Source organism: Kribbella deserti (genome assembly GCF_042434725.1).
In the GTDB taxonomy this organism is placed as follows: Bacteria; Actinomycetota; Actinomycetes; order Propionibacteriales; family Kribbellaceae; genus Kribbella; species Kribbella deserti.
The window spans coordinates 302039-320628 of sequence record NZ_JBHLTC010000018.1 but is presented as its reverse complement, the minus strand read 5'-3'; the positions used below and the strand labels follow the sequence as shown (position 1 = coordinate 320628).

Genomic DNA, 18590 nt, shown 5'->3' with positions numbered 1-18590 from the left:
CGTCAGCCGGCGTAAGGCGTGCGGGTGAGGATGAAGGTGGCGAGGTTGAGGTGGGTGGAGTGGGCCTGGAGGCGTTCGCCGGCGAAATAGCCGTCGAGGCCTTCGTAGAGGTCCTTGCCGATGACGCGGAACCGGGTGACCCGGCTGCCGTCGGGATTGGCCAGGACGAGAATGCCGCCCTCGATCGTCATCAGGTACGGCGTATTTCCCCAATGCCAAGGCCCGAGCAGTTCCTCACCCACGGGCAGTTCCGGCTCGGGCACCCACTCGGGTGGCAGCGGCGGTTCCAGCGCGCCCACCTTCCGGACCAGCTCCAGCGCGAGGCTCGGGGCCTTTCCGCTGGTGGCGTTCGCGAGCGTGACGGCCCCGATCCGGCGGCCCCGGTCCACGAACAGCCCGGCCAGGAATCCCGGCATCGAGCCGGTATGACCCGTCAGCACGTGCGGGTCGTCCGCATGCAACCGAAGGCCGAGTCCGTAGCTCGCAGTCAATCCCTCGTTCGGGTCGTTCGCCATCGGCGCGGCCATCTCATCGACCGTCGCCGGGGCGAGTACCTCCGAAACCGGGTCGATCCAGAACGACGCGTAGCGCGCGAGGTCCTCCAGCGTGCTCCACAACTGCCCCGCCGGCGCCATCGCCCCCGAGTCGTACGCCGGCTCGTCGTCGAGGCGATGCGTCCACGGATGGATGGAGAACCCCTGCGCGGCCGGAGCCTGCGGCAGGTACGTCGTACGGCGCATCCCGAGTGGATCCAGTACGCGCGCCTGGGCCAGCTCCATCCACGGCTTGTCCCGCAGGCGCGTGACCAACTCGCCAAGCAGGCCGAAGCCGAGATTCGAGTAGTGGAACCGGCGATCCGGCACACCCGCGGCGATCGACTCGTCCAACGCGGCCGCGAGTTGCTCGAACGACACCCCCGGGTTGCGCTCCCACCAGTCCCCGACCGGCTCGGCGTTCATACCGCCGGAGTGCGCGAGCAGGTTCCGTACCGTCAGATGGCCGTACCCGATACCGGGCAGGTGTTTGCCGATCGGGTCCGACAGCGCGAGCAGGCCGTCGTCCCGGCACTGCATCACCAGGATCGCCGTGAGCGTCTTCGTGATCGACCCGATCCGGTACTGCGTGTCCGGGCCGGGCAACGCACCACCGCGATCCGCGAACCGGCCGCGAGCGGCCGACCAGACCAGCTCTCCGTCGCGGACCACGCCCGCGACCAGCGACGGCAAGCGGGACGCAGACTGAACCGCCGCCACCTCCCGAAGGAGAGCGGCGGCGGTATCAGGACGGACAGAGGTCACTCGAAATCCTCCGGCGGCGGGCAGCTGCAGATCAGATTGCGGTCACCGTGCGCGCCGTCGATGCGGCGAACCGGCGGCCAGTACTTCGCGGTCCGGTCGACCGACTGCGGGAACGCGGCCTCTTCGCGGGTGTACGCGTGCTCCCACTTGTCGTTGATCACGGCCGACGCGGTGTGCGGCGCGTTGACCAGCGGGTTGTCGTCGGCCGGCCACTCCCCCGCCACCACGCGGTCGATCTCGTGCCGGATCGCGATCATCGCGTCGCAGAAGCGGTCCAGCTCGCCCAAGTCCTCGGACTCGGTCGGCTCGACCATCAGCGTGCCCGCGACCGGGAACGACATCGTCGGCGCGTGGAAGCCGTAGTCGATCAGGCGCTTCGCGACGTCGTCGACGGTGATTCCCGTCTCCTTCGTCATCGGGCGCAGGTCGAGAATGCACTCGTGCGCGACCAGGCCGTTCTCGCCGGTGTACAGCACCGGGAACGCGCCCTCGAGCCGCTTCGCCACGTAGTTGGCCGTCAGTACGGCGGCCTTCGTCGCGGCGGTCAGGCCCTCGGCACCCATCATCCGGATGTACGCCCAGGAGATGGCGAGCACACCGGCCGAGCCGAACGGCGCCGCGCTGATCGGGCCGACGCCGGACTCGGGACCGGCCTGCTCCAGCAGCGGGTGGTTCGGCAGGTACGGCGCGAGGTGCTCCGCCACGGCGACCGGGCCCACGCCGGGACCGCCGCCACCGTGCGGGATGCAGAACGTCTTGTGCAGGTTGAGATGGCTGACGTCGCCGCCGAACTGGCCGGGCTTGGCCAGACCGAGCAGGGCGTTCAGGTTGGCGCCGTCGACGTACACCTGGCCGCCATGTTCATGCACAGTCGTGCACACCTCTTTGACGCTCTCCTCGTACACGCCGTGGGTGGACGGGTACGTGATCATGATCGCGGCGAGGCGCTCCTGGTGCTGCTCGGCCTTGGCCCGCAGGTCGTCCAGGTCGATCGTGCCGTCGTCGTTGCCCTTGACAACCACAACCTTCATACCGGCCATCACCGCGGAGGCGGCGTTGGTGCCGTGCGCGCTGGCGGGGATCAGGCAGACATCGCGGTCACCGTTGCCCAGGGCTTGGTGGTACGAGCGAATGGCCAGCAGGCCGGCGAGTTCGCCCTGGCTACCGGCGTTCGGCTGGATCGATACCTTCGCGTAGCCGGTGACCTCGGCCAGCCAGCGCTCCAGCTGCGAGATCAGCTTCACGTAGCCGGCGGCGTCCTCGATCGGCGCGAACGGGTGCAGATCCGCGAACTCCGGCCAGGTGACCGCCTCCATCTCGGTGGTGGCGTTCAGCTTCATCGTGCAGGAACCGAGCGGGATCATGCCGCGGTCCAGCGCGTAGTCGTAGTCCGACAGCTTGCGCAGGTAGCGCAGCATGGCCGTCTCGGACCGGTGCGTGTTGAAGACCGGGTGGGTCAGGTACTCGCTGGTGCGAGTGACCTCGGCCGGCAGCGCGGAACCCGTGAGTGACCCGTCGAAGGTGACGCCGAAGGCGCGGCAAACCCGGCCGAGCGCGGTGGCGTCGGTCTTCTCGTCACAGGAGATGCCGACGTGATCCGCGTCGACGAGGCGCAGCCAGATACCGGTCTGCCGGGCGTTGTCGACGACATCCGCCGCACGGCCCGGAACCCGCGCGAGCACGGTGTCGAAGAAGTTGTCATGGACGACCTCGACGCCACCCGCGCGAAGCGACGCGGCCAGGCTATCGGCGTGCTCGTGGACGCGCGTCGCGATCGCCTTCAGGCCGTCGGGCCCGTGGTAGACCGCGTACATCGAGGCGACAACGGCGAGCAGCACCTGCGCCGTACAGATGTTGGAGGTCGCCTTCTCACGGCGGATGTGCTGCTCGCGCGTCTGCAGCGCCAGCCGGTACGCCGGCGCGCCGTCGACATCCCGCGAGACACCAACGAGGCGACCGGGCAACGAACGCTCGAGGCCGGCACGAACCGCCATGAAGCCCGCGTGCGGACCGCCGTAGAACAGCGGTACGCCGAAGCGCTGGGACGAGCCGATCGCGATATCGGCACCGGCCTCGCCCGGCGAAGTCAGCAGCGTGAGCGCCAGCAGATCCGTCGCCACCGCGACCAGCGCGCCGGACTCGTGCGCCGCGTCAACGAGCGGCTTGAGGTCCCGCACGACGCCACCCGAGCCCGGGTACTGCACGAGCACGCCGAAGAAGTCGCCCTCCGGCAGGCCGTCGGTCGTATCGGCGACCACCACGTCCAGGCCGAGGGCCTCGGCGCGGGTCTGTACGACGGCGATGGTCTGGGCGAAGCAGTCGGCGTCGACCAGGAACCGGTTCGACTTGGACTTCTTGTTCGACCGGTGGGCCAGGGTCATCGCTTCGGCGGCGGCCGTGCCCTCGTCGAGCAGGGAGGCGTTCGCGGTCGGCAGGCCGGTCAGGTCGGAAACGACCGTCTGGAAGTTCAGGAGTGCCTCGAGGCGGCCCTGGGAGATCTCGGGCTGGTACGGCGTGTAGGCCGTGTACCAGGCGGGGTTCTCGACGAGACGGCGGACGATCACCGAGGGGGTGAACGTGCCGTAGTAGCCCTGGCCGATCATCGAGGTTGCGACGTTGTTGCGCGCGGCAAGGCCCCGCAACTCGGTCAGGGCGTCGACCTCGGAGGCCGGTTCCGGCAGCCGAAGCGGCTCGGTGGACCGGATCGAGGCGGGTACGGCGGCGTCGACGAGGGCGTCGACATCGGCGTAACCCAGGGTCTGCACCATGCGCGCGACCTCGTCCGGGCGGGGCCCGATGTGCCGGTCGGCGAACACGGCGGAGGTCTGCGGGTGGGATTCAGTCATCGAGAAGGCTCCGTTGCTGCTGACAAGGATGTCGGTGCTGCAGGTCGCCCTCCCCCTCTGTCACGGGCAGACCGCACCCACTTCAGAGTCGCCTGTGGCACCCGGTCCATGGGCCTGAGAGGTTCCGGGGAGGAATTGCCCCTTCGGCGCCCAGGCGATAACGGCCTGGGACTCTCCCGAGTGCTGTGCACGGCGGTAGTTCAACTACTCCCCGAGCGTACCAGCGTGGTACCCCCGGTCCAGCATCGAGCCTGCGGTAGTCGTACCACCGCAGGCTCGTCGTACTTGCTGACAGCTTTTGTTGCCGGGTCAGCCGGTCATGCGGGCACGGCGGCGGGCGGCGAGCTCGTCGTTCGCGTGACCGCTGTCGCCGTCGCTGCTGACGCGCTCGGTCGGCAGCTCGGACAGTGAGCCCTCGACCTCACGCCAGACGCCACCGAGCGCGATACCGAACACGCCCTGGCCACCGGCGAGTAAATCGATGACCTCGTCCGGCGAGGTGCACATGTAAACGCTCGCGCCGTCGCTCATCAGCGTGATCTGGGTCAGATCGTCCATGCCCTGCTCACGCAGGTGGGCGATCGCCGTACGGATCTGCTGCAGCGAGATTCCCGCGTCGAGCAGGCGCTTGATCACCTTGAGCAGGAGAACGTCGCGGAAGCCGTACAACCGCTGCGTGCCCGAACCCGTCGCCGGGCGCACGGTCGGAGCCACCAGACCCGTCCGGGCCCAGTAGTCCAGCTGGCGGTAGGTGATACCGGCGGCGGCACACGCGGTCGGACCGCGGAAGCCGACATCGTCCGGCATCGGTGACAGGTCGTCGTCGAACAGCAGACCCTGCACACCCGCGGTCGCGGCGGCCTCGGCGTGCGCTTCCGACCTCTCTTGTGCGACGGTCTGCGCCGTCACATCGGTGTCGCCGGTGCGTGTCACGCCAGAGCCTCCCTAGTAAAACCGTGCTGATGCCTGAAAGGAGCGGATCACATCCGTGGAGTTACAAACCCCACAACTCCTTCACGGTAGGCCGCGGGACAGGGCCGGTCAACGACGTGGGCATCGAGCGAAGTGCGTGTCGCATCAACCAGCCTCAATCGTTACCTGAGGTCGAGACTCCCCCACCCTGGTGAACACCACAACCACGGTCGGACCCGAAATACGGCCCCCTGTGGATACCGCCGCCACGGTCGGACCCGAAAAACGGCCACCTGTGCACAACGCTTGCCACGGTCGGACCCGAAATACGGTCACCCTGTGGATACCTCTGTGACGGTCGGACCCGAAATGCGCGCCGGGGAACGCTCGCATGGTCCTCGGACCCCGCTGAACGCTCCACGGGCGCATTTTGCGTCCGACCGTCGCAGCGGTATCCACAGCTCCCCGGTCGCGTCGCGGTTGTTAAGGGAGACCGGGCACCCGCATTTTGCGTCCGACCGTCGCAGCGGTATCCACAGCTCCCCGGTCGCGCCTGTTAGGGCGAGACCAGGCGGCCGCATTTTGCGTCCGACCGTGGCGTGGATATCCACAGGACTCCGGTCATCCTCGGTAAAGGGCGACTGGGCGACCGCATAGTGGGTCCGACCGTGGCGGGGGTATCCACAGGTACGCGCTGCCGGCGGGGCCGCGGTAGCAGAGGGCGGGGCGGACCGGCGGAGGCGTGGAGGGGGCTGGGTCAGCTTTTGTCGAAGTCTTCGGGTGAGACGTGGTCGAGGAACTCGCGGAAGCGCTCGACCTCTTCCTCTTCCTCGACCTCGTCGTCGGCGGAGTCCAGCTCGGGCACCGGGATACCGGCCTCGGCGAGGATCTCGTCCGCGCAGAACACGGGCGTGCCGGTCCGCAGCGCCAGGGCGATCGAGTCCGACGGACGCGCCGAGATCTCGGTCTTGTCGTCGAATACCAGGACCGCCTCGAACACACCCTCGTTCAGATTCACGATCCGGACCTGGGTGAGCCGGTGACCGAGCAACTCGATCACCGAGGCGAACAGATCGTGGGTCAGCGGTCTCGGTGGTTCCATGCCCTGCTGGGCGAACGCGATCGCACTCGCCTCCGCTGCCCCGATCCAGATCGGCAGGTAGCGCTCGCCACCGACCTCCCTCAACAGGACGATCGGCTGGCTCGAGGGCATTTCAACCCGTACTCCGACTACGTCGACTTCGCGCACATCTTCAGCCTACTCTGCGGCCGGGAAGGCCCGGGCCGACCAGGCGCGCCCCGGGCGATTCGCCCAACCACCCAGCCCCGCCGTACGACGCACCCGGCGTCGGCGTACTGCGCACCCGGCGTCGGTGTACGGCGTGCTGACGAAGGCGCGTACGGCGTACTCGCGGAAGTGGTCAGCGTTTGGCGCCGCGGGGGCGTTTGAGGCCGGAGCGGACCAGGGCGGCGTGGAGGCGGACCGAGAGCGCGGCCAGTTCCTTGACGGTGTCGTCGGCCTTGCGGGCGGCTTCGGAACCACGCTGACGCGCGAGCGGGCTCACCACTTGCTCGATCAGGCCGATCTCGCGGTCGGCGGCGGTACGGAACGGGCGGAGGTGGCGCGGTTCCACGCCGTACGACGCCAGTTCGTGCGCGGTCTTCGCGATCAGCAGGGCCTCGCCGTCGTAGTGCCCGTCTCGCGCGATGACCAGGCCGTAGTTCTCCAGTTGGCCGAGGACCTCGTCGGTGATGCCGGCGGCGGTGAGCAGCTCCGCCCGGGTCAACCGCAGATCGGTCGACGGCGGGCTGAAGTCGTGCGCGGTGGGCAGATCGGCGGGCTCGGCCAGATCCGAGGGCGGTTCCGGGTTCGCGGTGGCGATCGCCGGCGGGCGCAGACCGCGGTCCATCGCGGACAGGTGTTCCTTGATCACCTTCAGCGGCAGGTAGTGGTCGCGCTGGGCCGACAGCACATACCGCAGCCGGGCCACGTCCTGCTCGGTGAACCGGCGGTAGCCCGACGAAGTACGGGCCGGCTCGACCAGCCCTTCCGCCTCCAGGAAGCGGATCTTCGAGATCGAGATCTCCTCGAAGTCGGGACGGAGCCGGGCCAGCACCTCACCGATGCTGAAACCCGGCTGCGGACTGCCGCTGGTCACCTCACTGGCCGCTGGCGTAGTAGACCAGGCGGTACTTGCCGATCTGGACCTCATCCCCGTTCGCCAGGGAGAGCTCGTCGATCCGGTCGCGGTTCACGTAGGTGCCGTTGAGGCTGCCCACGTCGCGCACCTTCACGCCGTTGCCTTCACGCCGGAACTCGGCATGCCGGCGGGAGACGGTGACATCGTCCAGGAAGATGTCGCTGTCGGGGTGCCGACCGGCGGTCACCACGTCGGTGTCGAGCAGGAAGCGGCTGCCCGCGTTCGGTCCACGCTGCACGATCAGCAAAGCGGATCCGGCCGGCAGCGCGCTGACGGCGGCCTCGTCCTCGTCGGACAACTGCTCGCCGGAGTCGAAGCGCTCGGTCTCCGGTTCGGCGCCAATGGCGGTCAGCATCGCGGTGTCGCTGACGCCGGGCGGCGTCACCGGGCGGTCAGCGCCAGGGAGCATCGATCCGCACTGCGAGCAGAACCGGCTGCCCTCGGAGTTCTCGTGCCCGCACTGGTTGCAGAACGGCATACTGTCATCCTCCAGATCGCCGGAAAGCGGTGTTTCGCCCGGATATATAAGAACTGCCCTACCGGAATGCCGATGGTATTCCGGACCTCAACCCTCAACCAGCGGTTGAGGTCCGGTTAACCTATCAGTTCTGTTCGAGCTGTCCCTGGTAGGTCTCCGCGTCCATCAGCGCCTCGACCTCTTCGGGGTCCTCGACGTCGATGTCCAGCAGCCAGCCCTCGCCGTACGGGTCGCTGTTCACCAGGTCGGGCTGGTCCGCGAGGGCCTCGTTCACGGCGATGATCGTGCCGTTGACGGGGGCGTACAGATCGCTGACGCTCTTGGTGGATTCCAGCTCGCCACACGAGTCGCCGGCGCGCACCTTGGCACCGACCTCGGGCAGCTGGACGTACACGATGTCACCGAGTGCGTCCTGCGCGAAGTCGGTGATACCGACCCGGGTCGGCCCCTCGCCCGTCTTCACCCACTCGTGCTCGGCCGTGTACTTCAGGTCTTCGGGGTACACCGTTGTCCTCTTTCGCTCAATGGAACTGGCACAGCTTGATCTGGCTCAGGAAAACTGACAGCTCAGGCGATTGGAGATCACCTGGTCGGGCTGGGCGCCGGGCGAGCGTAGCGATGCTCGTCCGGCCTGTGCAAGGCGGTGATCTGGATGCTGCGCAACTCGGTCACCTCGGCGGTGCCACCGACCTGCGGGCCCTCGATCTCGCTGATCAAACCGCCGGGGAAATTGGCCGCCTCGGCGAGGTTGTGCGAATCGCCGATCGCCTCGATCACGTACGGCGAACCGACCTTCTCCCCGTCGATTCGCACCCCCGGGGAATCGTCGACCAGGTCCGTACTCGCGACTACCCGGACCGAACCGTTGATCTGGATCGCCTCGGCGCCGGCGTCGCGCAATTCCTGGATCGCGTCGATCAGATTGCTCGAGGTGACCTTGTCCTCGGGGTCGTTCAGGGTGATGCGCACGCCAGGACCTTGGGCTTTCGCCGTACCCGCGAGAATGCCGAGCACCTTGACCTGCTCCTCGGCCTGCTGGCGGGCGGTCGCGGTTTTGTCCGCACTCGACGACAGGGACTCCTTGCGGGCCTGGAGTTCGACGATCTCGCTCTCCAGCCGGCGGGTGGAGTTGCCCAGGCCGTCCAGGATCGCGATCAGGTCCTCGCGTCGCGCGTTGGCGTATCCGTCGTCGGCCCGGTTCACCCTGACCTGTACGACGGCCATGAACGCGACCAGGCCGAGTACGACGGCGACGATGGCCTGGCCGCGGGACGGTTTGAAGCCCGCGCGGATCCGGCGCCAGGCCGGGTTCGGCGGTTTGGGTCCGGGCATCGGCGTCGGTTTCGCCGGGTGCTCTACCGCGTCGCCGGAGGGCTTGGTGTCGGCCACTCGCACGAGGTGTTGCGTTCGCTCGGCCTCTTCGAGCGCCAGGGCCGCCGCGGTCGTGAGCTCGGTTGGCGTCTCGTCCGGACCAGCCGCACCTCGCTCCCCTGCCCCAAGCTGCTCGGCCGCGCCGGGGCGCGCCCCTGCCCCAGGCTGCTCGGACGCGACGGGTCGCTCCGGCGTACCGAGCCTGGCGGGCTGCTCCGGCGAGGCGGCTTGGTTGGGCGTGACGGATTTCTCAGTGGTACCGGGCACCTCGGGCGTGGCGGGCTGCTCCGGCGTGGTCGGTTGCTGCGCCGGAGTGGTGGGTTGCTCGTCCCTCGGGGCGTTGTCGTTGTTCGTATCGCTCATCGCTTCGTCCCTGTCAGGCCCGGAAGATGTGGCGCCGGATCGCGGCCATGTTGGTGAAGATGCGGATACCGAGCACGACCACCACCCCGGTCGACAATTGGGAGCCGACGCCGAGCTGGTCGCCGAGATAAACGATCAGCGCCGCGATCAGCACGTTGGAGATGAAGGAGACAACGAACACCTTGTCGTCGAAGATCCCGTCCAGGAAGGCCCGTAGCGCGCCGAACACCGCGTCGAGCGCCGCGACCACGGCGATCGGCAGATAAGGCTGCGCCCATTCCGGTACGTCGGGCGCGACCAGCAGGCCGATCACCACGCCGAGCACCAGACCGAGTACGGCGATCATCGTGGCATCGCCTCCGCGTATCGCAGCGCGATGGTGGCATCGCCGGGCACCAGCAAGGAGTCCTCCGTCGTGATCGTCATCCGGACATCGAAGTTCGTGACCAGATACTGCATCCACTGTCCGCCGGAACTCTGCGCGAATCGCGCGGGCATGGTGGCCCGGTCACCGATCGCGTGCACCGTGTACGGCGGAGTCAGGGAACTGTAGTCGACCGTGATCGCGCTACCGGCGCCACGGATTGCGGTCAGGGTGGTGAGGCGATGGCCGTTCACCGAGATCGCCTCGGCGCCCGCGGTCCACAGCCCGTTGACCAGCTGTTGCAGATCGACGTCGAGCAGCCGGCCTTGTTTGTTCGTGGCGTCCTTCGCGTCGTCGACCACGGCCTTCAGACCCGGGCCGGTGACCGGCACGGAACCGGTCTCCAGCTCCAGTTGGTCGAGCTCCTTCTGCAGCCGCGTGCCTTCCGCGTCATTGCCGAGGCCGCTCGCCTGCAGGCCGCGCACCTCGCCCGCCAGTCGGGACTGCTCGCCGCGCAGTTCGTTCAGCCGGACGTCGGCGTCCTCGATCCGGGTGATCAGCTGGTTGCGCTGCTTCTCCGCCTCGGGCGCGCTGCGGTAGTTCTGCGCGGCCGCGATGGCCAGCAGCAGTCCAACCGCCGCCATCGCGATGACACCGAGAATTCGTTGCCCTAGGCCACGCTGCTTCTCCGGGTCACGGCTGCGCGACCGGGCGGCATCGGCATACCCCTCGTCGAGTGGGTGGGCCATCAGGTTGTTCAGCAGCGACATCGAGGCGTCGGGCCGCCGCTGGCCGGCCGGGGTCTGCCCTGGCGGCGCGGAGCGGGGTGGAGACTGCTGAGTCACTGGTTCATCCTTGCACGCGGTGCGGTCGCCAAAGCTCAGCTTCGCCCAGGGCTGTCGACCGCGACCTTCGACAGTGGTGGCACCGTCTCCACCAGGTGTTTCAGCTGGGCGAAGTACAGCGCGCCGGCCCAGTAGTACAAGGCCGTGCCCCAGATCGCGAAGGCCCAGCCGAAGACGCGGGCCAGCAGGTTCAACGTGCCGTCGCCGTCACCCAGCAACAGCAGGGGGAACGCGTACAACAAGTTGAAGGTCGCCGCCTTACCCAGGAAGTGCACGGGCAACGCGTTGAAACCGCGCCGGTGCAGCACCGGCAACGTGAACGTCAGCAGCAGATCGCGCAGCGGCAGCGCGATCGCGAGCCACCACGGAATGATGTCGCGCAAAGCCAGACCGAGCACGGTCGCGAAGATGTACAGCCGGTCCGCGACCGGATCGAGCATCTGACCGAGCCGGGTGGTCTGATTCATCCGGCGGGCGATCTGCCCGTCGGCCCAGTCGGTGAAGCCGGAGATCATCAGTACGACGATCGCCCAGCCGTCCTCCTGCGGCCCGAGGATCAGCCAGAGGAACACCGGCACGCCCAGAAGCCGCAGCACGCTGAGCGCATTCGGGATCGTCAGCACCCGGTCGGACACTTCCAGTTCCGCCACGAGACCCTCCCGATCCACCCGCTGCCCCAATGCGTAACAAGTACGCCCCTGTCCCGATCCGTACTGTACTTCGGCCCACCGACAGTCCCGGCACAGGCACGTCTCCGGCCCCACCCTGCCCGGCCTGCCGCCCGATTCCCACCACGGCCCCGGCGTTTCCAGCGAGGGTGACCCGATCGAGACCTTCGCCGTACACCGCGACAGCCGGGCGATTTCGCCGGTGCGCGAGAATGGAGACCGACAGCCGGATTCTCAGGAGGATGCAATGGCCCGGGCGAACCTTGATCGGCAAGCCGCGAAGAAGCTCGGTGGCGCCGGCGACCGGCTCACCGCGATCATCAACGGCATCGCCGAGACCCACGCGGACAAGCCGGTCGAGGAGATCGAGGCCGAACTGATCCGCCAGATGGGTCTGGTCGGCGTGACCGGCAACTGGCGCAACACCGCCGAGGCCATCGCGGCCGGCGAAACCGTCGAACTTCGCGTCCCCTAGTTCCGTACCGCCGACTGTCCGCCCACAGCGCCGGGCTTAGGCGGGAGTGCGCAGGGACGCCAGTGCGCGGGACCAGTGGATCAGCCCGTCGAGCATCTCGGTCAACGCCTCACGCTGATGCGGCCGCGGCGTGAACTCCCCCGGCTCGCGCGGATCCACGATCGCGAAGTCGTCGTACACCGACAGCGCCACCTGATCAGCGACGCCCGCCACCTTGAGCTCGGCCAGCGTGAGCCGGAGGTGCTCGACCGCCCGCGCGCCCCCTTGGTTGCCGTAGCCAACGAATCCCGCCGCTTTGTCGGCCCACTCCGCGTAGAGATAGTCGAGCGCGTTCTTCAACGCCGCCGGCATCGAGTGGTTGTACTCGGGCGTGACGAACACGAACCCGTCGTACGCCGCGATCGTTTCGGCCCACGCCTGGGTGTGAGCGTGGCGGTACTCGCCGAACCTCGCGGGCAACGGCTCGTCCAGCAAGGGCAATCCGAAGTCGGCCAGGTCCACCAGGTCGACCCGCGCCCGCCCGGCCTCCACGGCCGGATGCGTGCGAGCCGTCTCCATCACCCAACGGGCCACGGCCGCGCCCCGGCGCCCCGGGCGGGTGCTGCCGACGATGACGGCCAGACGGATCTCTTCAGTCCACGACATGTTCTGCCTCCTGTGTGCGATGTAGAGACAAAGTACAACGCTCGCGGCACTTTTTACAACGAGCGTTGTACTTCAAGGTAGTCACGTCAGTCCGCAGGCGGGCTGACCGCGCGGATTACCGCCACGTCTTCCTCGTCAACATCGGCGGGGATCGTTCCGGCGGCCTGCTGCGCGCGCATCAGCGGACCCAGCGGCCCCCGGCGGCACTCGCGTACCTCGACGTCGATCAGCCCCGCCCAGCGCAACCGCTCCATGGTGGTATCGATGCCGATAAGGGACGAGTGCACCAGCAGCAGAGCGCCACCCGGACGCAGATGGGAGGGCGCTTCGTCACACAGAGCGTCGAGGATGATCCGCCCGTCATGGCCGGCCTCCCACGCCCGGCGCGCGCCGTACCGAGGCAGGTCAGGACGCGGCGACGGGACGTACGGCGGATTGCTCGCGATGAGGTCGAACCGCTCGCCGGCGACCGGCCCGAACGTCCGGCCCCGCAGCGTGCGCACGCGGAGCCCGGACCGGAACGCGTTGAGCCGTACGGTGAGCAACGCCCGCCTGGATACGTCGATGGCTGTCGCGGCCGCACCGCATTCCGCCGCAGTGAGCGCCAGCACCCCGCTCCCGGTGCAGACGTCGAGCGCCTTCGAACCCGGGCCGAGCTCCTCCTGACGGATCGCGTCGGCCAGCATCCACGAGTCGGAGATGGGCGCGAATACGCCCGGAAGGGTCAGCAGTTGCTTCATACGGTGAACACCTCCGCTAGCCACGGAACTACGTGGTCAGGCCCGAGCGCTCGAAGTTGCTCCACGGGCGGATCGGCCACCAGCGCCCGTGCGTCGTCCAGGCCGCTCGGCGCGTACGGCTCGGCGGCATCGATCAGGGCGTGAAGGCGATCGCGGGTGGATCGCGCCTCGCCGGTACGGAGATCGAGGAGCCGGCCTGCCACGCCGTCGCGCAGCGCGGACCAGCGGTTCTCCGCGATTCGCCAGGTCGGGGCGGGTGGCTGGAGTTCGCCGAGGTGGTGCAGTTCGGCGAGCCTGGCCGCCAACGCGTGCACGAAACCCGCGATCGCGCTGGTTCGATCCACTGTGGCTTGTACGTCGAGGACGCGCAGCTCGAGTGTTCCGTAGCGGAGGTGTGGCCGGAGCTCCCACCACCACTCGGACGCGTCGGCCGCGGTGCTGCCACGGATCATCCACGCGAGGTCGTCGGCGAACTGCTCCCACGAATCGATGATCGGAGGTACGCCTTGGCGAGGCAGCTGCGAGGCGACCACCGGACGCACCGAGCACAAGCCGGTGTCCCGTCCAGCGGCGAAAGGAGCTGCACCCGCTAGTGCGGCTAGTTCCGGCAACAGGTCTCGCAGGGCGTGGTAGACGCCTAGCGTGCAGTCTGCGTCACCGAAGGCCAGGTGGACCTGCAACGACGAGACCAACTGGCGGCCGACGACCTCGCGGTAGCGCGCTCCAAGGCTTGCGGCCCGTTCAGTCGGCGACAGCTCGGTTGGCCCGTTTAGCAGGGGGTGAACCGGCGCGGCGATCGGAACTACGTTCGGGTCGCAGGAGGCGGCCACTAGCGCTCGGCACGCGCGTAGTTCGTCAACCGCGCCTGCCACGTCCTTGTGTACTGAGGTCGCGATTTCGAGTTGGCACGCCGGCAGCTCGGGCTTCACCCTTGGGTCGCCAATAGCCGTCACGACGGCGGCGGCGCCTGCGGGCAGCCAGCTGTCCCGGTGCACCAGCAGGAGTTCTTCCTCGAACCCGACCGTTCCGGCGACCGTACTCGAGAACAGTGCCCGGAGCCCTTCGCCATCAAGGGAGGCGCCAGGCGCTGCTGCGGGGGCGTGGAGGGACTTGGCGTCGGTCACGGAAACCTCTCATCCGTGCCGGGCGCAACGCGCCGGCGTTCCAAAGGCTCCCCTCTGAACCCCGCCATCCCCGTACCCGCCTCCCCCGTCGGCCAACCCGGCCGCGATCGCTTGGCGAAAGTACAACGATCGTGGCACTATCTACAACGAGCGTTGTACGAGCCGAGGAGGCAGCTATGGCCAGAGTGGACAAGCGGGCGGCACTGTTGGCCGGGGCAACAACGGTGTTCGCGCGCGACGGCTACACACGGGCGAGTATTGACGCCATCGCCGCCGCCGCACAGGTGTCCAGCCGGACGATCTACAACCACTTCGGCGACAAGGCTCAGCTCTTCCAGGCGGTGATCCAGGAGAGCGCCGGGCAGGTCGCGGGCGCGCAGATCGCGCTGATCGAGCGCTACCTGCACAAGGTGACCGACCTCGAGGCGGACCTCTTCGAGTTCGGTGTCGCCTGGCTGACGCCGATCCCGGGTTTCGCCGACCACTCGGCGTTGGTGCGTCAGATCAACGCCGAACTGGAGCACATTCCGCAGGCCGCGATCGACAGCTGGCAAGAGACCGGGCCGCTGCGGGTCCGGCGCGCGCTGGCCGAGCGATTCGCCCAGCTCGGCGCGGACGGCCTGCTCCGGATCGACGACCCGGAACGGGCCGCCCTGCACTTCGGCGTACTGATCTATCCCGACGGTCCACTGCGGCGACGCACCACCCGCACGGAGGCCGAGATCGTCGGCTCCGTGCGCGCCGGCGTGCGGACTTTTCTGCACGGACATCTCAACCAGTGAGGACCTCCTGATGTGATACCGCCTGCTCGGCCGGACCGGCCTGCGCGTTTCCGAACTGTTCCTGGGCATCTCGGCGGTAGCGAGATCGTGACCGGACAGGCGATCGAGGGCCGGCGCGGTGCTGTCCGTCGGTATCAGCGACGCGCCTGCCTGGGTAGTTGCCCGGGGCAACACCTTGGCCGAGTGGCGTGGGTGGACGCCCTCGACGTACAACTCCCGCCTGAGGCTGTCGCCCGGCTCGGGCAGGCCACCGGGTTCGTGCGGCCTGGTCAGGGTCTCGGCGAACCGGCGGGATATCTCTTGCCGGTGCTGGCGATTGCGATTACGTTACGTGATCGTGCTTATTCCGTCCGCACGCAAACGCGTCCTGTCCACCCTCGTGGCCGGTGTCTTCGCCGGTACCGCGCTCCTCCTGCCGGCCGGTTCGGCCTCCGCCCAATCGGCGGCCCCGACTTCGGCTCAGTCGTCGGCGCAGACTCCGGCGAACGAATGCTCGGCCACCTTCCACCTGGGCGACCGGCGGTTCGGTCCGGAGATCCTGCCGAAGCGCGGAGTCGTCGCCGCGGGCCTGATCGGCTATCGCCGGACCGGCTCGCTGTCGCCGCAGCAGTTCCTCGACAAGTACTGGGATTCGGCTGCCGCCTGGTGGAAGTACCCGCCGCTCGACGGCTACCTGCTCGATCGCCAGGGCAAGCCGATCATCGTGCCGTCGAAGCTGCGGCCGGGCCAGTTGGTCGACCGCTACGGCAGTGAGTTCGGCCAGTTCCTCGCCCCGATCGGCACGCCGTACACAGCCCGCGCGATCCCGCCGCAGAGCCTGGTCAGCACGCCCGCCGGGTACTGCAACTACCGCGCCTACAAGGTGCTGAAGCCCTTTACCGTGGACTCCGGCCCCATCGCGCCGTGGTTCGAGCAAACCGGCTACGGCTGGCAGTACGTCCTGAAGAGCAGCAACATCCCCGGCGCCCCGTCTCCCCTGACGATCAAGTGGCTCCTCGAAAACGGCTACCTCCAGCGCGTAATCGGCCCACCTCAGACCTTTGCCGAATCCCTCGTCCCACCCCTAGACCGCGCCCCCGTCTCCTAAACCCTTCCCTCCTACGAGGCCAGGCTCCCCACCGGGGCGCCTGGCCTCTTTATCGTCCGTGACGGCGCGACGTCGGGATGGGTTCGTCTCAGCGGACGTGACGGCGGTGACGTAGCAGGCGGCCGATCGGTATGCCGACGGCTAGCAAGCAAGCGGCGATGCCTACCCCCATCCATAGCCGAACGCCGGAACCGTCCAGCCCAAGGCCGGATTCGCGGGCATAGATGTCGGCGCCCTGAACTCGGTATTGCACCTCGATCCGAGCACCCTTCTTGGGCCGCGGGTTGTCGTAGAAGTCTTTCAGCGTGGTCCGTACGGTTCGCCGATCGGGCAGCACGAACTCGACCTCGATGTACGCCGAGCCCTTCACTTGGGACAGGTTGGTATCAGTGACGGTCGCGATCGCCACGGGAGCACCGTTCAGCAGGCGATTCTCGGCGTTTTCCAGGTAGGCAGCGGTGAACCCGAGCAACCCAACGAGCAGCGCCCCGATGGCGATCGGATCGACGAGCACCTTCCAGCCCGACCTTGGCTTCATAAAGACAGTCTGCTGGCTGTGGAGGTCCCGGACTCCGGATGACCCTCCGCGCTCTCGTACCCGGCGAAGGCCGATGGCGAGTCGAACAACGAGCTAAGCAGTCAGATCACCGGTCGGGGTTGATCCAGCCGTCGCGTTGAACGTCTCGCGAGACTGGGTTGCGCGGTACGTCGCGTGGCTGGCCGTCGTCTTGGCGAGCCTCGCCAGGCAGTTCCTGCTGCCGGTCTTCGTCGTGGTCAACGACCTCTTCGACCGCGGCGCTACCGGCCTTGCCCACGCCCACGAGGGTGAAGATCAGCCAGACGACGCCCAGCAACACCAGCACCCATATCGCGATCAGCAGTGGCACACCCATCTCGATCACCTCCGGAGCAGAGACCTACAGGTGCCCTTTCCACCGCCGGCCATGCATCTCCGGATCGCGCTCAGCCGCGAGCAGGGCGGAGGTGATGCGATCCGCATGCCGTTCGAGCCAGCCCTGGCGGCGCTGGATCTTGTCCCCGACCCCTTCGTCCCACATCCGTTGCCAGCCGTCGCCCACTATCCCGACCAAGCCAAGCCGCCGCACGGATCCGGTGGCGCTTTGCGAATGGGCGCATTGCGGGCGCGGGTGCCGTCGCATGCCGGTCAGGCGGTACGGGTGGAGTGCGGGCAGGGGGGTGCCATGACGGCGGCCCAGAATCCACTTTGCGTCTGGACTTGCTCTTCCTATGGAGGTTCTTTCTCTTATGCGTAAATCCCTCGTGGCCACCGCGACCGCGCTGAGCATGGCCGCGGCCGGGCTCGTTGCGACCGGAGTCGTGATCGCCCGTCCCGCGACCGCGGCCATCGACGACGTACCGGCGGACTGCTTTGTCGCGGCGGCGGCGTACCGCTCGGACGGACAAGCGCTCAGCTACCGGTACTCCGCCAAGAAACCCAGCACTCAGGCGATCTCCGGCGACAAGCTCGGCTGGGTACCGACCGGGCTCGTGACCTTCCTCGAGTCCGGTGATGACAACGGGTACCGCAATCGCAGCTTGGTCACCCACCCGACCAACGGATACATCTACGCGGTGGACCGCGTAGTCGAGCGGGTCGACGGCGGCTGGAAGGCCACGAAGCACACCGTCACGCGGGTCAAGGCGGGGTTCGGCGGCACCCGGCTCCTCACGATGGCCTACCCGTATCTGTACCGCGTAGCAGGCACCTCGCTCTATCGCTACAAGTTGTCGTTCTCGAACGGCGTGCCCACGTTGTCTGCACCGCTGCAGCTGAGCAGTAGCGGCTGGGATGTGGTCAACACCTTGGCGTACGAGCGCACCGCGGGCGTCGGCAGCGCAGCTGTGGACACCCTGATCGGCGCGACATCCACCGGGCACCTCAAGGAGTGGCGGATCAACTACGCCACCCCGGCAAAGATCACGGGGAAGAGCCTGCGGGCGTCTGGCTGGGGATCCTTCACCAGCGTCAACACGGGATTCTGCAACTCCCACCCCAACGGCCGCGCCCTGCTCGGGATCACCGCCGACGGCAGAGCTTCCGTGCACTTCGACGCGAACCGCACCGACGGTGTCGGAACCGACATCAAGGGCGGCTCCCTCGGTTCGCTCGGCTGGACGGCGAAGAGCTACAACCACTAAGTTCGTGCTTCAGCTCCGGTGTCCAGGTGCGTGCATCGCAAGGCGGAGAAGCGGTCGCGATGCTCTAGCATCGTGGCCGTTTCTCCAACGCCGCGAGGTGCGTGCCTGGGCGCCGGAGATGTGCACGAACTTCCGACTCAGGACACTAGCGACGACAACCCGGCCGGTCGGAGTACGGCGGTTCCGCGCACTGCCGAAGTGGTTCGGGAATGAGGCGCGAAACGCTCGGCC

General features: G+C 68.0%; 21 protein-coding genes and 1 riboswitch. Of the genes, 4 read left to right on the top strand and 17 right to left on the bottom strand.

Annotated elements, in window-relative coordinates:
• Positions 1–2: 2 nt before the first annotated feature.
• The 11 genes from ACFFGN_RS14815 to clsA form a co-directional block, all read right to left on the bottom strand.
• Positions 3–1298, bottom strand: coding sequence for a serine hydrolase domain-containing protein (locus ACFFGN_RS14815; RefSeq protein WP_380047669.1), 1296 nt, complete (start codon positions 1296–1298; stop codon positions 3–5).
• Positions 1295–4144 (bottom strand): aminomethyl-transferring glycine dehydrogenase, encoded by a 2850-nt coding sequence (gene gcvP / locus ACFFGN_RS14810; RefSeq protein WP_380047667.1) that lies wholly within the window; start codon positions 4142–4144, stop codon positions 1295–1297. Before gcvP ends, ACFFGN_RS14815 begins: the two co-directional genes overlap by 4 nt.
• Before the next feature lie 92 nt (positions 4145–4236).
• Positions 4237–4333, bottom strand: a riboswitch (glycine riboswitch).
• A gap of 120 nt (positions 4334–4453) precedes the next feature.
• Positions 4454–5077: a MerR family transcriptional regulator gene (locus ACFFGN_RS14805; RefSeq protein ID WP_380047665.1), complete on the bottom strand. Its 624-nt coding sequence runs from the start codon at positions 5075–5077 to the stop codon at positions 4454–4456.
• 736 nt (positions 5078–5813) lie between these two features.
• Complete coding sequence (locus ACFFGN_RS14800) at positions 5814–6305, bottom strand: bifunctional nuclease family protein (protein ID WP_380047663.1); 492 nt, start codon at positions 6303–6305, stop codon at positions 5814–5816.
• Between the two features lie 172 nt (positions 6306–6477).
• Positions 6478–7215, bottom strand: coding sequence for a transcriptional regulator FtsR (gene ftsR / locus ACFFGN_RS14795; RefSeq protein WP_380047661.1), 738 nt, complete (start codon positions 7213–7215; stop codon positions 6478–6480).
• 1 nt (position 7216) lies between these two features.
• Positions 7217–7735 (bottom strand): zinc-ribbon and FHA domain-containing protein, encoded by a 519-nt coding sequence (locus tag ACFFGN_RS14790; protein WP_380047659.1) that lies wholly within the window; start codon positions 7733–7735, stop codon positions 7217–7219.
• Positions 7736–7859: 124 nt separating this feature from the next.
• Positions 7860–8240, bottom strand: a complete 381-nt coding sequence (gcvH, locus tag ACFFGN_RS14785; protein WP_380047657.1) for a glycine cleavage system protein GcvH — start codon at positions 8238–8240, stop codon at positions 7860–7862.
• Between the two features lie 77 nt (positions 8241–8317).
• Complete coding sequence (locus ACFFGN_RS14780) at positions 8318–9469, bottom strand: DUF881 domain-containing protein (RefSeq protein WP_380047655.1); 1152 nt, start codon at positions 9467–9469, stop codon at positions 8318–8320.
• A 13-nt stretch (positions 9470–9482) separates the two neighbouring features.
• A complete protein-coding gene (locus ACFFGN_RS14775; protein ID WP_328994590.1) occupies positions 9483–9815 on the bottom strand; it encodes a small basic family protein in 333 nt (110 codons plus the stop codon).
• Complete coding sequence (locus tag ACFFGN_RS14770; RefSeq protein WP_380047652.1) at positions 9812–10678, bottom strand: DUF881 domain-containing protein; 867 nt, start codon at positions 10676–10678, stop codon at positions 9812–9814. Before ACFFGN_RS14770 ends, ACFFGN_RS14775 begins: the two co-directional genes overlap by 4 nt.
• A gap of 35 nt (positions 10679–10713) precedes the next feature.
• Positions 10714–11328, bottom strand: coding sequence for a cardiolipin synthase ClsA (gene clsA / locus ACFFGN_RS14765; protein WP_380047650.1), 615 nt, complete (start codon positions 11326–11328; stop codon positions 10714–10716).
• A 265-nt stretch (positions 11329–11593) separates the two neighbouring features.
• On the opposite strand from clsA, the gene ACFFGN_RS14760 reads away from it, so the two are divergent.
• Complete coding sequence (locus ACFFGN_RS14760; protein ID WP_380047648.1) at positions 11594–11821, top strand: hypothetical protein; 228 nt, start codon at positions 11594–11596, stop codon at positions 11819–11821.
• 36 nt (positions 11822–11857) lie between these two features.
• Here ACFFGN_RS14760 and ACFFGN_RS14755 read toward each other — a convergent pair whose 3' ends face one another.
• The 3 genes from ACFFGN_RS14755 to ACFFGN_RS14745 form a co-directional block, all read right to left on the bottom strand.
• Positions 11858–12466, bottom strand: a complete 609-nt coding sequence (locus tag ACFFGN_RS14755; protein WP_380047646.1) for an NADPH-dependent FMN reductase — start codon at positions 12464–12466, stop codon at positions 11858–11860.
• Positions 12467–12552: 86 nt separating this feature from the next.
• Complete coding sequence (locus ACFFGN_RS14750; protein ID WP_380047644.1) at positions 12553–13206, bottom strand: methyltransferase; 654 nt, start codon at positions 13204–13206, stop codon at positions 12553–12555.
• Complete coding sequence (locus ACFFGN_RS14745; RefSeq protein WP_380047642.1) at positions 13203–14330, bottom strand: carboxylate-amine ligase; 1128 nt, start codon at positions 14328–14330, stop codon at positions 13203–13205. Before ACFFGN_RS14745 ends, ACFFGN_RS14750 begins: the two co-directional genes overlap by 4 nt.
• 176 nt (positions 14331–14506) lie before the next feature.
• Between ACFFGN_RS14745 and ACFFGN_RS14740 the strand changes: the two genes are divergently transcribed.
• Entirely contained in the window at positions 14507–15112 is a 606-nt protein-coding gene (locus ACFFGN_RS14740; protein WP_380047640.1) for a TetR/AcrR family transcriptional regulator, read from the top strand.
• Positions 15113–15449: 337 nt separating this feature from the next.
• On the top strand, positions 15450–16199 hold the full coding sequence (locus ACFFGN_RS14735; protein ID WP_380047638.1) for a TNT domain-containing protein: 750 nt from the start codon (positions 15450–15452) through the stop codon (positions 16197–16199).
• Between the two features lie 88 nt (positions 16200–16287).
• On the opposite strand, the gene ACFFGN_RS14730 is transcribed toward ACFFGN_RS14735, so the two are convergent.
• The 3 genes from ACFFGN_RS14730 to ACFFGN_RS14720 all read right to left on the bottom strand — a co-directional run bounded on the left by ACFFGN_RS14730 (position 16288) and on the right by ACFFGN_RS14720 (position 17257).
• Complete coding sequence (locus tag ACFFGN_RS14730) at positions 16288–16737, bottom strand: hypothetical protein (protein WP_380047636.1); 450 nt, start codon at positions 16735–16737, stop codon at positions 16288–16290.
• Positions 16738–16843: 106 nt separating this feature from the next.
• Complete coding sequence (locus tag ACFFGN_RS14725) at positions 16844–17092, bottom strand: hypothetical protein (protein ID WP_380047634.1); 249 nt, start codon at positions 17090–17092, stop codon at positions 16844–16846.
• Between the two features lie 24 nt (positions 17093–17116).
• Positions 17117–17257, bottom strand: a complete 141-nt coding sequence (locus ACFFGN_RS14720; RefSeq protein ID WP_380047632.1) for a hypothetical protein — start codon at positions 17255–17257, stop codon at positions 17117–17119.
• 208 nt (positions 17258–17465) lie between these two features.
• Here ACFFGN_RS14720 and ACFFGN_RS14715 point away from each other — a divergent pair, with 208 nt between their 5' ends.
• Positions 17466–18359: a hypothetical protein gene (locus tag ACFFGN_RS14715; protein ID WP_380047630.1), complete on the top strand. Its 894-nt coding sequence runs from the start codon at positions 17466–17468 to the stop codon at positions 18357–18359.
• Positions 18360–18590: the final 231 nt, after the last annotated feature.